The organism is Streptomyces sp. NPDC107546 (assembly GCF_055639175.1).
On sequence record NZ_JBVKBA010000020.1, the window covers coordinates 24,280 to 37,735 of the forward strand.

Genomic DNA, 13,456 nt, shown 5'->3' on the forward strand with positions numbered 1-13,456 from the left:
CGGAGAGCCCCCTTGAACCACAGCTACCGCCAGCCCGGCATCGTCCTCGCCGACCGCCGCTTCACCGTGCCCCTGGACCACGACGACTCCGACGGCGAGACGATCGAGTTGTACGCGCGGGAGGTGGTGGCGAGCGACAAGGCGGACGACGACCTGCCCTGGCTGCTCTACCTCCAGGGCGGACCCGGCTTCGGCGCGCACCGCTTCATCGGCAAGCAGGCCTGGCTCGGCCGCGCCCTTCAGGAGTTCCGCGTCCTGCTGCTCGACCAGCGCGGCACCGGTGCCTCCACGCCTGCCAACCGGCAGACCCTCCCGTTGCGCGGCGGCCCCCGCGAACAAGCCGACTACCTCACCCACTTCCGCGCCGACTCCATCGTCCGCGACTGCGAGACCATCCGCCCCCAGGTCACCGGCGGCGCTCCCTGGACGGTCCTCGGGCAGAGCTTCGGCGGTTTCTGCACCGTCACCTATCTGTCGACGGCCCCCCAAGGCCTGCGCGCCGCACTGATCACCGGCGGACTGCCCGCCCTCGACGCGCACGCCGACGACGTCTACCGGGCCGCCTACCCGCGCATCGAACGCAAGGTCGCCGCCCATTACGCCCGCTACCCGCAGGACGTCGAGCGCGCCCGCCGCATCGCCGAGTACCTGCTGCGGCACGAGCCGGTCCTGAACGGCGGCTACCGGCTCACCGTGGAGGCGTTCCAGTCACTCGGCATCCTGCTCGGCGGCGGCGAGGGCAGCCACCGCCTGCACTTCCTCCTCGAGGACGCCTTCGTCCGCACCCCGCAGGGCCTCGCGCTCTCCGACGCCTTCCAGGAGGAGGTGCACCACCTGCTGTCGTTCGCGGGCCACCCCCTGTACGCACTGGTCCATGAGGCGATCTACGGCCAGGACGAGCGCCCCACCGCCTGGTCGGCGGAGCGGGTGCGGGCCGAGTTCCCGCAGTTCGACGCGGCGAAGACGCTCACGGGCGACGGGCCGGTGCTGTTCACGGGCGAGTCCGTGCACCCCTGGATGTTCGACACCGACCCGGCGCTGCGCCCCCTGCGCGAGACCGCCCACCTGCTCGCCGAACGCACCGACTGGACACCGCTGTACGACCGCGCCCGCCTCGCCGCCAACGAGGTGCCGGTGGCGGCGGCGATCTACCACGACGACATGTACGTCGACACCGCCCACGCGCTGGACACCGCCCGCGCGATCCGCGGCCTGCGCACCTGGGTGACGGACGAGTTCGAACACGACGGTGTCCGGGCGGGCGGCCCGCACGTCCTGGACCGCCTGCTGGCGCTGGCGCGGGACGAGGTCTGACGCCGCCCTGGGGCGTCCGGCCGCACCGGTCACGGATGCCCGCCGCATCCGCACCCCCGCGTGGCGGCCGTCGCCCCCTCCTGCGGCGGCTCGGCCTGCGAGGCCGCGTCACCCCTTGTGCGCGCCCTCGGCGCCAGCCCGGTGATCGGCCACGAAACAGGGCCGTCGACGACGTAGTGGGTGACGTGGACCGAGGTCATGAGGTCACCCCTCCGACACCCTGCATAGAGGCGTTGACCGACGAGGACCCGGAGCCCTACGCCCGGTCCTTCCTCACGGCCCGGACCGAGGCCGCGGGGGAGCGGTTCGGCGGGATACCGGCCGTGGCCTTGGAGCCGTTCAGCCGTTGGTCGACCGTTCAGCTGTTGGCCGCGGCCACTCAGGCGTTCGCACCGTCCACTCTGCCGGTCGTGCGCAGCGGTGCCACCGACCGTCCGTCCGGCAGCAGTTCGCCGGTGTCGTCGAAGACGATGGTGCCGTTGCACAGCCGGTACCACCCCTGTTCGGGGTGGGCGGAGACGATGACCGCCGCGTCGTGGTCGGGGCGGTCGGCCGATGGGCATTCGGGCCGGTGCGTGCACATGACGTCTCTCCAGGGGTCGTACGAGGTCTGCCTCTGTGGTAGCGGAGTTTGTTTTCGTACGAGTGAGAGGACCCCCACGGGCCAGGAAACTCAACGGTGAGCTTTTCCGGCTCCGCGATGCTCCGTTGCCGTGCTGTCCATGAGGCGACCGTACGTGCGCCGTGTCCCCAGGGCCACTCACCGGCCGCCGGGCGGGTGCCGTCCCGGCACGGGAACCCCCGATTAGGGTGACGTCATGCACGCACCCTCCACCGACCGTTCCGACCTGCGCGGCGACTGCGGCTCCTGCTTCGCCCTGTGCTGTGTCGCGCTGCCCTTCTCCCGCTCCGCCGACTTCGCGGTCGACAAGGACGCCGGAACGCCGTGCCGCAACCTCCAGGGCGACTTCCGCTGCGGTGTCCACTCCGAGCTGCGGCCGCGCGGCTTCTCCGGCTGCACGGTCTACGACTGCTTCGGTGCCGGGCAGAAGGTCTCGCAGATCACCTTCGGCGGGCGGGACTGGCGCTCGGGCGACCGGGAGCACGCCCGGCAGATGTTCGGCGTGTTCCCCGTCGTGCGGCAACTCCACGAGCTGCTCTGGTACCTGACCGAGGCGCTCACCCTTCCCGCGGCCCGCCCGGTCCACGCCGATCTGCGCCGCATGCTGGAGGAGACCGAGCGGCTGACCCGCCGGACCCCCGAGGAACTGGGCGAGTTGGATGTGGGCGCGCACCGGCAGGAGGTCAACGTGCTGCTGCTGCGCACCAGTGAGCTGGTCCGCGCCGGGACCGGCCGCCGTGCGAAGGACCGGCGGGGCGCGGATCTCATCGGCGCTCGTCTGAAGGGAGCCGACCTGCGCGGGGCCAGTCTGCGGGGCGCCTGTCTGATAGCCGCCGACCTCACGGGCGCCGACCTGCGCCACGCGGATCTGATCGGCGCCGATCTGCGGGACGCGGACCTCACGGACGCCGATCTGACCGGCGCCTTCTTTCTGACCCAGCCGCAGATCAACGCGGCGCGGGGGAGCGCGGGCACCAGGCTCCCGGCGTCCGTCACACGCCCCGCCCACTGGACGGCGCACCGTTGACGGTTCCGTGGGGACCCCGGGGCCTGGTTGGCGCACACCCTGATCTCCGATAGGTTAGGCAAGGCTTACCTAAGGAGGTTGGGGATGGGTCACCGTCACGCCTGGACGGCCGCGCCGGTCGCGGCGGAGCGTGCCCGCTCGGTGCTCGCCGCCGCATGGTCCTGCGCCGTGACCGCGCGGGACGGACGGGAGGAGTTCACCGGCGCACACTCCGTCGTTGCCGACGGCCGGGTGCTGCTCCGCCCGCCCGAGGGAAGCGCACTGCTCACGGCCGCCCTGTGCGCCCCCCGGGGAGAGCCCTCGGTGGTGCTGGAGTTCGCGGATGTCGCGCCCGTCCCCGTGCGGTCCCGGATCCGCGCCCGGCTCTGGCTCGCGGGCGAGGTCGAGCCAGAGGGGGACCAGCTCGCCCTGCGGCCGACCCGGATCGCGCTGCGACGGGCGAACGGCGTGGTCGTCGTCGACCTCGACGAGTACGCGAGTGCCGAGCCCGACCCGCTCGTCGCCGCCGAGGCCCGGCTGCTCACCCACCTCGCCGACGCCCACCCGGACGCCGTCCAGCGGCTGACCCGGCTCGTCGATCCGGGCAGCCTGCACGGCGCCGTACGCGTCCAGCCGCTCGCCGTCGACCGGCACGGGCTGACGCTGCGCATCGAGCGGGCCCGCGACCACGGCGACGTACGCCTGCCCTTCCCCGAGCCCGTGGGCACGGTCCCGCAGCTCGCCGAACGCATGCACGCCCTGCTCGCGCAGGCTGCCCGGACCTGCCCGCGCGCACCGCTGCGGCAGCGCACAGACCGCGACCGGTGAGGGGAAGGGGTCGCCGGCAAGCCGCAGTTCCCGCTCACGCCGTCGACGGGGAAGACACCGGCCTCGGGGTGCGCTCGCCGAGCGGGCACTCGGCAGGCGCAGCGATCCGGCCCCGCACGCTGCCCTTCTCCGGCAGCCGCAGCGTCCGCATGAAGCGAACCCGCACACCCCTCGGTAGCCGCAGCTGGTTCCCGTCGATCCGCACAGCGCCCATGCGCCCCGCCCCTCTTCGCGTCCGGTGGCCCGTCCTACCTGGAACGCCGGGGCGGCCCCGTGCGGTTCCGGCGCCGGCGCCGATCACGCATCCGGGTGAACCGGGGCTCGCGCACGAGGTCCCACAGCCTGGCCAGACGCGGGTTGCGCTCGCGCTGCTCCCGGGTGCCGCGGTCCAGCTCCTCCAGCAGGCGCCGGGTTCGGTGCTCGATGTCCAGCTCGTCCAGGATGCGGTTGACCTCGGTCAGCACCGCGCCGTGGAACTGCCACTGACGGCTGTCGCGTTGCACCTCCTCCAGCAGCAGCTGGGCGAGCTTGTCCCGGGTCGCGCCCGCCGTGACCAGCTCCTCGGCGAGCCGGGCCTCCGCGGACTCGGCGCTGCGGCTGACATCGGTGGTGACGAGCACCGCGAAGCTGACCACCGCGTCGCCGATCTCCGACAGCAGCCGGTCCAGCGTCGCCCCGATCTCCGACTCGAACAGCGGATCGGGTTCCCGCTCCTTCGCCAGGTCGGCGAGGGTGCGGGAGATCACCCGCAGCACCACCGTGACGATCTCCAGCGTGTCGAGTCCGGTGCGCAGCACGATCCGGTGCAGCAGGCCCTCGCGGACCCGCGGGTTGAGCTTCAGACTGTCCTCGGCCTGCCGCAGCGCGGCATCCACCAGGACGATGTCATGGTCCAGCCGGCGCGCCTCGTGCAGCCGGGCGGTCGCCTGCGCGGCCGGCGTGTGGCCCGCGGCCTCCTCCCCGACGCGCAGCATGAGCTGGCGGATCCGGCGCGCGAGCCCGTCGATGGACTCGCCGGCGACCCCGACCCACACCGGGGGAGCGATGAACAGATTGGTGGCGAGGCCGACCGCCGCGCCGATGAGCGTCTCCACGACCCGGGCCCAGGCGGTGCTGCCGACCTGGGTCACCCCGAGGACCAGCATGCCGCTGATCGCGACCTCCTGCACGAACTCCCTGACCCGTACGAGATGCCCCACGGCCAGCGAGGCCAGGATGATCAGGGCGAGGCTCCACCAGGTCAGGCCCACCAGGATGCTGAAGGCGATCGCGATGACGACTCCGGCCACCACGGAGTTCACCCGGCGCACACCGGTGGTGAGTGTCGCGTACAGCGTCACCTGCACGACGAGGAGCGCGGTCAGGGGCGCGGTCAGGGGAGCCGGCTCCGGGCTCAGGCGCAGGGCGACGACGTACGCGACGGTCGCCGCCGCGGTCGAACGCACCGCCTGGACGACCTCGGGCTCCCGCCGCCACCTGGCCATCCGGGCGGCGACCTGCGCCCAGGCATCATGGACATGCCGCATCCCCAACGCCTTTCCCTTGGCACCCAGGCATCGAACGTACACAACAGGCACGGCGGGCGTCGCCCGGGGGGCGACTCGGTGCGCGGTCAGGTGCCCAGTTTGTCCAGGAACGCGGACAGGTTGGCCATCATCCGGGCGATCTGCTCCTCCGCCGTGAGGCTCTCCTGGAAGCGGCCCCCGGCCTCGGGCACCTTCTTTCCGCGCACGTACAGGGAACAGGCGAGGTCGGTACACATGTACACGCCGACCGAGTTGCCCTCCCGGCCCGCCGTGCCCGCCTTCCGGGCCGTCATCAGGGACACGCCGCTGCCCGGGTGGGTGGTCAGGCACAGCGAGCACATGCTGCGGTGCAGGAAGCCACGCTGCGAGGACGGGAAGCGCAGAGCGACGCCGACGAGCCGGTCGGCGCGTTCGACGACCAGATAGCTGCGATCCGGTGCCCCCGGATCCCGCCAGCCCAGGAAGTCCAGGTCGTCCCAGGGGCGTTCGTCGAGGTCGCGGGGTATCGCCAGGCGTTTCGCCTCCCCCTTCGAGCAGTTGATAAAGGAGTTGCGGATGTCCTGCTCGGTGAGCGATCTCATGAGGAGTCCTTGCTCGGGTAACAGAAGCCTGGAAGCCTAGAGGTCCTAGGTTTCCGCCTAAAGTAGTCGGTTCCATGGGGGGTGGCCAATGGATTTCAGGGGAGACGAGCGAGCCGTATCCGATGCCGGTACGGCGGCCGAACGGGCGCTGCGGCACGTCGCGGCTCTCTCCTCGGGTCCCCCGGTACCCCGGGACCTGCGGCTGACCCTCAACTTCCATCCCGACCGGCTCGCGCGTGACGGCCGGCCGATCCTTCGAGCACTGGCCGTGGACGGCGCGTACCGCTCGCAGTTCGTCACGGGCACCAGCAACGGGGGGCTCACCGCGCACCCCGGCGGTGACCGTCAGCGCTGGGAGAGCCGGATCTTCGGCGGCGCCTACGACACCGGACCCGCCCACCAGAGGCCGGTGTACGGCGCGCTGAATTTCCGCCACCAGGTGGTCGGGGCGGCGCCCCGTTTCGGCTCCTCGCACTTCCGGCTGACGACCGCCACGCTGGAGCGGGCCACGTTCTGCTACCCCGACAGTGCGGCCGAGCCGTGCCACTTCGGGGTGGCCGCGGGCATGCACCTCGTCGAGCTGGCCGAGGCCGACCGCCAGGACGCCCTCAACGACTACATCGAGGCCCATGTGCACGGCCCGGTCCTGCTGGAGCGGGACGTGGAGGCGCTGGTCCTGGACGCGAGCTACCGCAACACCTCCGTCGAGGCCGCTGCCCGCCGGCTGCCGTGCGCCGTGGAGTGGCACCCCGGGTACCGGCTCTCCGTGGCGGAGCTGCGCCGGCACGCGGACTACCGCGGCCCTCGGTACGTCGAGTTGGGGGAGCGGATCGCCGAGAGCGGGTACCTCGATCCGAGGATCATCGGTGATGCGGTGCGCAGGGGCCGGTACGAGCCGCAGGACCTGAAGATGGTGTGGCACTGCCTGGCGCGCTTCGGCGCGCCGGAGGGGGCGGGGACGGCCCGGACGGCCGGTACGGACGGCGGTGCGGCGCGACCCGCGGCTCAGCAGCCGGCCGCCTCCGGCGGCCACACGCCGGGCATGAGCACGCCCAGCGCATAGGCGCGCGCCACCAGCTCCGTACGGTTCGCCGCGCCCCACCGCTGCGACAGGCGCCGCAGATGGTAGGTGACGCCGTCCACCGTGAGCCCGGTCTCGCGCGCCGCCCGGGCCGTGGTTGCGCCCCCCGCCAGCAGCGCCAGGATGCGGGCCTCGACGGGGCTGGCGGGCGGGGCGGCGGCCGCCCGGTCCGGCTCCGGGCACTCGCCCAGCACGCGTACCAGGACCAGCAGCGCGGGCATCGCCTCGACCGAGTCGCTGACCGGGTCGGCGGTCAGTTCACCGTGGCGCCGCACCCCGTCGGCGGCGTCCCAGCACACCGACACCGGGTAGCGCGAACGGTGCCGTAACCGCAGGGCCTGCGCGATGCGCTCGATCTGGGTCGGCTCCCGCGGCCGGAACCGGTCCAGCACGTTCCGCCCGCGCAGACCTCCCGGTGTCGCACCCCACTCGGTGGCCATCGCCGGATTGGCCAGCACGATCGCCCCGTGCACGTCGCACACCGCGACCGGCATCGGGATCCGGTCGAAGAGCGTCAGCGCCCGGTTCCGCCACACGACCGAGGCCTGAGGTTCCGAGTCCATCACGCCCCCTCACCACGTTCCGCGATCAACGATAGACGCCCAGGTCACAGGCGTGACCCCGGGTAGTGCGGGGCCGTTGTCAGACCCTGGCCCTAAGGTGAGCGCCATGGACACCACGGACGCGCTACAGGTGCGGCTCGAGCCCTGGGCCGAGGACGACTTCTGGCTGCTGCGCAGGACCAACAGCCCGGAGATGACGGAGCACTTGGGCGGCCCCGAGACCGAGGAGCGACTCGCCGCGCGGCACCGGCGCTATCTCGCTCTCGAAGCGGGCCGGATGTACCGGATCACGCTGGCGGACAGCGGCGAGACGGCGGGGTCGATCGGCTTCTGGGAGCGGTCGTGGCGTGACGCGACGGTGTGGGAGACCGGGTGGGGCGTGCTGCCCGAGTTCCAGGGACGGGGCCTGGCCGTCCGGGCGGCCCGCGCGGTGGTCGAGGCGGCGCGAGCCACCGGGGCCCACCGGTATCTGCACGCGTTCCCGCGCGTGGACCACCCAGCCTCCAACGCGGTCTGCCGCAAGGCCGGCTTCGAGCTGCTCGGACAGGTCGACTTCGAGTACCCCAAGGGGCAGTGGGCCGGATCCAACGACTGGCGGGCAGACCTCGCTCGCACATGACAGCAGGCCGGGCCGCCGTGGCCTGTTCTAGGCGCTCTCAGGCGGTTCCTCCGCCTGTGCCACCACCTCCGCCTCGACATCGGCGCGCGTCCGGCCGTGGGACTTCGCGTACTCGGTGAGCTCGGCCTGAAGGTCCCGGTCGAGGTCGCGCCAGGCGCGCCACGCGGTCTCGTAGGTGTCGGTCTGCTGCTTGGTCCACGGCGTGGCGGTGGGCGGGCCGTACTTCTCGCGCAGTCCGGCGGTCCGCACCTGGGCCTCCTTCGCCGCGCGCTGCATCTCCACGATTTCCTCAAACGTCTTCGCCACGGCCCCGGATCCTAGGCGCGCGCACGAGGGGCCGGGACCCGCGACCCGCATGAGAGGTCCGAGATCGACCGGTCGGCCCTAGGCGGTGTCCGGCAACGCCGTCTTGCGCACCACGGCCGGCTTGGCAAGGCCCGGCCGGCTCTTTCCACTGCGGATTCATGTAGTCGCACGGCACGGCCCCCCGGCGGCCGGCGACCAAGCTGGTGGCAGGAGTTCCGCACCGCGAAAGGCAGTTGTCGCGCCATGCCACACACAACGCACCAGCAGACCACCATCGGCGCCCCGCACGGCGTCCCCGTGGCCGACATCTCCGACATCGGCCCCGGTCGCACGCCGATCCAGCAGGCCATGGAGCTGATGCGCCGGTACGGTCCCGTGCTGGTGCGCCGGCTGCACGGGCGCGACGTTCTGTTCGTGGCCGACCTCGACCTGGTCACCGACCTCGCCGACGAGGCCCGCTTCGCCAAGGCCGTCGGCCCCGCCCTGGAGAACGTCCGCGAGTTCGCCGGGGACGGCCTGTTCACCGCGTACAACGACGAGTCCAACTGGGCAAGGGCCCACGACATCCTGATGCCCGCCTTCGCCCTCGGCTCGATGCGCACCTATCACCCGGTGATGCTGCGCGTGGCGCGACGGCTGATCGAGTCCTGGGACCGGGCCGGCCGCGACGGCCGGCCGGTGAACGTCCCTGACGACATGACGCGCATGACCCTCGACACCATCGGGCTCGCCGGCTTCGGCTACGACTTCGGCTCCTTCGAACGCGACGAGCCGCACCCCTTCGTCGAGTCGATGGTCCGCTGCCTGGAGTGGAGCATGACCCGGCTCGGTCGGCTGCCCGGCGACGACGACACGGCGGCGGACGCGGCCTTCCGCGACGACGCCGCCCACCTCGCTCGGGTCGTCGACGACGTCATCGCCGCACGCAGGGCGGGGGGCCAGCAGGGCGAGGCCGAGGACCTGCTCGGCCTCATGCTCACGGCGCGGCACCCGGGCGACGGCACCACCCTGGACGCCGCGAACATCCGCAACCAGGTGATCACCTTCCTGATCGCCGGCCACGAGACCACGTCCGGCGCGATGTCGTTCGCCCTGTACCACCTCGCCAAGAGCCCGGCCGTGCTCCAGCTCGTCCAGCGGGAGGTCGACGCCCTGTGGGGCGACGCCGCCGACCCGGAACCGGAGTACGACGACATCGGACGGCTCACCTACACCCGCCAGGTTCTCAACGAGGCACTGCGACTGTGGCCGACCGCCGCCGCTTTCGGCCGGCACGCCCGCGAGGACACCCTGCTCGGCGGCCGCATCCCGCTGCGCGCCGGGCAGTCCGTCACCGTCCTCACCCCTGTGCTGCACCGGCAGCCGGTGTGGGGCGACAACCCCGAACTGTTCGACCCCTCCCGCTTCACACCCGAGGCCGAGGCCGCCCGCTCACCGCACGCCTACAAGCCGTTCGGCACCGGTGAACGGGCCTGTATCGGCCGCCAGTTCGCGCTGCACGAGGCGACCATGCTGCTGGCGATGCTGGTGCACCGCTACCGCCTCCACGACCACGCCGACTACCGGCTCACGGTCAAGGAGACCCTCACCCTCAAGCCCGAGGGCTTCACCCTCACCCTGTCGCCGCGCACCGCCGCCGACCGGACGCACCCGCCCCTGCCGGGCGCCCACCGGCCCCGTACGGAGTCCGCGCCCGACGACACCCCCCTGCCCGCCCGCGTACGCCCCGGCACCCGCGCACTCTTCCTGCACGGCAGCAACTACGGCACCTGCCGTGACTTCGCAGGCCAACTCGCCTACGAGGCCGCCGCCGTCGGCTGTGAGACGGAGGTCGCACCCCTCGACGCGTACGCCGGTGGGCTGCCCACCGACCGTCCCGTCGTGATCACCGCCGCCTCCTACAACGGGCAGCCCACGGACGACGCCACCGCCTTCGCCACCTGGCTGTCCGAGAACGCGGCCGACGCCACGGACGTCACCTACGCCGTCCTCGGCGTCGGCGACCGCACCTGGGCCGCCACCTACCAGCACGTCCCGACCCGCATCGACGAACGCCTGGCCGAACTCGGCGGCACCCGCCTGCTGGACCGCGCGGCGGCCGACGCCTCGGGCGACCTCGGCGGCACCGTCCGCGCCTTCACGGCGCGCCTGCGCACCGCCCTCCTGGAGCGCTACGGCGACCCGGACGCCACCGCCGCCGCGGAGCCGACGCGGGCCTACGAGGTCCGGACCCTCACCGGCGGCCCCCTGCACGCGCTCGCCGCGCGGCACGACCTGGTTCCCATGACGGTCACCGAGGCCTACGACCTGACCGCGCCCGGCCACCCCCGGCGCAAGCGGTTCGTGCGCCTCGCACTGCCCGACGGCACGACCTACCGCACCGGCGATCATGTGGCCGTGCTGCCCGTCAACGACAAGGCGCTCGTCGAGCGGGCCGCCACCGCGCTCGGCGTGGACCTGGACACGGTCCTGGACATCCGCGCGGCCCGACCGCGCCGTGACGGCCTGGCCGTGGACCGTCCACTGACGGTACGCCAGCTCCTCGCTCACCACGTGGAATTGCTGGAGCGCCCGAACGCCGACCAGCTGGCCGCGCTCACCGCCGCGAACCCGTGCCCTCCCGAACGTGCCGCGCTGGCGGCCCTCACCGACGACCCGCGCACACTCGTCGAGGTCATCGAGGCGTACCCGGCCCTGCACGGTGCCCTCGACTGGCCGACGCTGCTGGACCTGCTCACGCCGCTGCGTCCGCGGCACTACTCGGTGTCCTCCTCGCCCGCGGTCGACCCCGGCCACATCGACCTCATGGTCTCGCTCCTCAACGCCCCGGCCCGTTCCGGGAACGGCACCTACCGGGGTGTCGGCTCCGGGCACCTCGCCACGGTCGAGCCCGGCGACACCGTCCTGGCACGCCTCCAGCCCTGCCGTGAGGCCTTCCGTGTCGACCACTCGGGTCCGGTCGTCATGATCGCGGCCGGTACCGGACTCGCCCCGTTCCGCGGTGCGATCGCTGACCGGGTGCGGGCGCTGGCCGACGGGGCCCGGCTCGCCCCGGCCGTCTGCTACTTCGGCTGTGACGCGCCGGACGCGGACTTCCTGCACGCCGAGGAGTTGCGGGCCGCCGAGGCCGCCGGTGCGGTCGCGCTGCGCCCCGCGTTCAGTGCGGCGCCCGTCGACGGGGTGGCCTTCGTGCAGCACCGCATCGCCGCCGAGGCCGACGAGGTGTGGCGGCTGCTCGATGCCGGGGCCCGCGTGTACGTGTGCGGGGACGGCTCCCGTATGGCTCCGGGCGTGCGCGAGGCGTTCCGGGCGCTCCACGCAGAGCGGGTGCCGCGCGGGGACTCCGGACGGTGGCTGGACGAGCTGATCGCGTCGGGGCGTTATGCCGAGGACGTGTACGCGGCCGGGTGACGGCGCCGACGGGTGGCCGCCGTGGGGCTGCCGTGGCCCCGCCCGGAGGGATGCCCGTCGGTCACGGCCGCCCCTCAACCCTCCGCCGGTTCCCCTGGTCAACCCCGCACCGCCGGTTTCGCGGACCCTCCCCGCGGTACTCGACGCCTCGCCCGGAAGGGCCCCGCTCCGCGCGGGGCCCGCCGTGCCGGCAATGAGAGGAATGGAGTGATCGCCGTGACCGAGCACGGGTATGAGGGTCCCGGCGAGACCGTGGAGCCGGTTCCGCGGGACATGCCGGACCAGCAGGCCCATGAGGGTGAGGACCGGTGGGACGCCCGTCCCGCACAGGGCGGCGCCGATGCCCCGGACGTCCCCGACACGGACGAGGCGGGCACCGGCAGGCAGGGCGCCCCGCACGCGGGTTCCGTCCACCCCGAGGGCCCCGTACCGGACGAGTCCCCGGACTGACCGCCTCGTCCCCGACGTACCGGCCGCGCCGCCGACCCCGGAGCGAAAAAGGGCTCCACGGGTCGGCGGCGCGGTCAGGTCCGCGGGTGCCGAGCGGCCCGACTCCTCCTTCTCAGGAGCCGGACGCGAACGCGTCGACGCCCGTGAGCTCCGCGGACACCTCCCACAGGCGCGCCGCCTGCTCCGGATCGATCGCCCAGTCCTTCACCCCGCTGCGGCCGCCGTCCGCCGGTGCGGGCTCCGCGATGTCGCAGTCCTCGCAGTACACCCCGCCCATGCCTGCCAGTCGGGGTGAGGTCGCCGCCCACACCTGGGTGGCCGCGCCCTGCTCGGGTGTCTTGAAGGCGTCCGGGTCCACCAGGGCGCCCCTCTCGTCGATCCAGCCGCGCTCGACCATCTCCTCCTTGGCGAGGTGACGCTGCAGCGGGGTGAGGATCCCGCCGGGGTGCAGCGAGAAGGCGCGGACCCCCTGCTCGCGGCCCAGCCGGTCCAGATGCACGGCGAACAGGACGTTCGCGCTCTTCGCCTGGCCGTACGCCTCCCACTTGTCGTACCCCTGCTTGAAGTGCAGGTCGTCCCAGCGGATCCCGGACCTGTGGTGGCCGGTCGACGACACGGACACGACTCGTGCCCCGCCCGGTGCGATCGCCGGCCACAGCCGGTTCACGAGCGCGTAGTGGCCGAGGTGGTTCGTGGCGAACTGCGCCTCCCAGCCGGGTCCCACCCGCGTCTGAGGGGTGGCCATGATCCCGGCGTTGTTGATCATGATGTCGATGATGCGGTCCGACGCGAGGAACCGCTCGGCGAACCCGCGCACGCTCTGAAGGTCACCGAGGTCGAGCTCGTCCACCTCCACCCGGTCGAGCCCCGCCAGAGCCTCCTGAGCCACGTCCCGGCGCCGCGCCGGGACCACCACCTGGGCGCCCGCCTTCACGAGCGCCCGAGTCGTCTCCAGGCCGAGCCCGGAGTAGCCGCCCGTCACCACCGCGAGCTTGCCGCTGAGGTCGATGCCCCGAAGTACGTCGTCGGCGGTGCTCTTGGCGTCGAAACCCGAACCGATCCTGTGCTGTGCAGTGCTCATGCGAGGACGCTACGAATTGGAGTGCGCTCGAAGTCAAGCCGGTGCCGTCCCTGCGGGACGTCGGTTGC

General features: G+C 72.9%; 13 protein-coding genes. 7 read left to right on the plus strand and 6 right to left on the minus strand.

What is annotated here, in order from left to right; genetic code table 11:
* The first annotated feature begins 12 nt into the window (after positions 1–12).
* Complete coding sequence (locus tag ACZ7L1_RS26270; protein ID WP_471440470.1) at positions 13–1,314, plus strand: alpha/beta fold hydrolase; 1,302 nt, start codon at positions 13–15, stop codon at positions 1,312–1,314.
* 379 nt (positions 1,315–1,693) lie between these two features.
* On the opposite strand, the gene ACZ7L1_RS26275 is transcribed toward ACZ7L1_RS26270, so the two are convergent.
* Positions 1,694–1,897, minus strand: a complete 204-nt coding sequence (locus tag ACZ7L1_RS26275; RefSeq protein ID WP_471440471.1) for a DUF5999 family protein — start codon at positions 1,895–1,897, stop codon at positions 1,694–1,696.
* 235 nt (positions 1,898–2,132) lie between these two features.
* Between ACZ7L1_RS26275 and ACZ7L1_RS26280 the strand changes: the two genes are divergently transcribed.
* Both ACZ7L1_RS26280 and ACZ7L1_RS26285 read left to right on the plus strand, forming a co-directional pair.
* Positions 2,133–2,963, plus strand: coding sequence for a pentapeptide repeat-containing protein (locus ACZ7L1_RS26280; protein WP_471440472.1), 831 nt, complete (start codon positions 2,133–2,135; stop codon positions 2,961–2,963).
* A gap of 84 nt (positions 2,964–3,047) precedes the next feature.
* Positions 3,048–3,770, plus strand: a complete 723-nt coding sequence (locus ACZ7L1_RS26285; protein WP_471440473.1) for a DUF2470 domain-containing protein — start codon at positions 3,048–3,050, stop codon at positions 3,768–3,770.
* A gap of 248 nt (positions 3,771–4,018) precedes the next feature.
* On the opposite strand, the gene ACZ7L1_RS26290 is transcribed toward ACZ7L1_RS26285, so the two are convergent.
* The gene (locus ACZ7L1_RS26290; RefSeq protein ID WP_471440474.1) at positions 4,019–5,296 is read right to left on the minus strand and encodes an FUSC family protein; all 1,278 of its coding nucleotides are present in this window, start codon (positions 5,294–5,296) and stop codon (positions 4,019–4,021) included.
* Positions 5,297–5,382: 86 nt separating this feature from the next.
* Positions 5,383–5,877, minus strand: coding sequence for an FBP domain-containing protein (locus ACZ7L1_RS26295; protein WP_471440475.1), 495 nt, complete (start codon positions 5,875–5,877; stop codon positions 5,383–5,385).
* Between the two features lie 88 nt (positions 5,878–5,965).
* Between ACZ7L1_RS26295 and ACZ7L1_RS26300 the strand changes: the two genes are divergently transcribed.
* Positions 5,966–6,940: a DUF3626 domain-containing protein gene (locus ACZ7L1_RS26300; protein ID WP_471440476.1), complete on the plus strand. Its 975-nt coding sequence runs from the start codon at positions 5,966–5,968 to the stop codon at positions 6,938–6,940.
* On the opposite strand, the gene ACZ7L1_RS26305 is transcribed toward ACZ7L1_RS26300, so the two are convergent.
* Entirely contained in the window at positions 6,883–7,521 is a 639-nt protein-coding gene (locus ACZ7L1_RS26305) for a PAS domain S-box protein (RefSeq protein ID WP_471440477.1), read from the minus strand. The two genes, ACZ7L1_RS26300 and ACZ7L1_RS26305, sit on opposite strands and share 58 nt — an antisense overlap.
* A 106-nt stretch (positions 7,522–7,627) precedes the next feature.
* On the opposite strand from ACZ7L1_RS26305, the gene ACZ7L1_RS26310 reads away from it, so the two are divergent.
* Positions 7,628–8,140: a GNAT family N-acetyltransferase gene (locus ACZ7L1_RS26310; RefSeq protein ID WP_471440478.1), complete on the plus strand. Its 513-nt coding sequence runs from the start codon at positions 7,628–7,630 to the stop codon at positions 8,138–8,140.
* Between the two features lie 27 nt (positions 8,141–8,167).
* Here ACZ7L1_RS26310 and ACZ7L1_RS26315 read toward each other — a convergent pair whose 3' ends face one another.
* Entirely contained in the window at positions 8,168–8,446 is a 279-nt protein-coding gene (locus ACZ7L1_RS26315) for a hypothetical protein (RefSeq protein WP_471440479.1), read from the minus strand.
* A 243-nt stretch (positions 8,447–8,689) separates the two neighbouring features.
* Here ACZ7L1_RS26315 and ACZ7L1_RS26320 point away from each other — a divergent pair, with 243 nt between their 5' ends.
* Both ACZ7L1_RS26320 and ACZ7L1_RS26325 read left to right on the plus strand, forming a co-directional pair.
* On the plus strand, positions 8,690–11,857 hold the full coding sequence (locus ACZ7L1_RS26320; RefSeq protein ID WP_471440480.1) for a cytochrome P450: 3,168 nt from the start codon (positions 8,690–8,692) through the stop codon (positions 11,855–11,857).
* Positions 11,858–12,073: 216 nt separating this feature from the next.
* Positions 12,074–12,307 carry a hypothetical protein gene (locus tag ACZ7L1_RS26325; RefSeq protein ID WP_471440481.1) on the plus strand — a complete coding sequence of 78 codons (234 nt, stop codon included), beginning with the start codon at positions 12,074–12,076 and terminating at the stop codon, positions 12,305–12,307.
* 112 nt (positions 12,308–12,419) lie between these two features.
* Here ACZ7L1_RS26325 and ACZ7L1_RS26330 read toward each other — a convergent pair whose 3' ends face one another.
* On the minus strand, positions 12,420–13,388 hold the full coding sequence (locus ACZ7L1_RS26330) for an SDR family NAD(P)-dependent oxidoreductase (protein WP_471440482.1): 969 nt from the start codon (positions 13,386–13,388) through the stop codon (positions 12,420–12,422).
* Positions 13,389–13,456 lie beyond the last annotated feature (68 nt).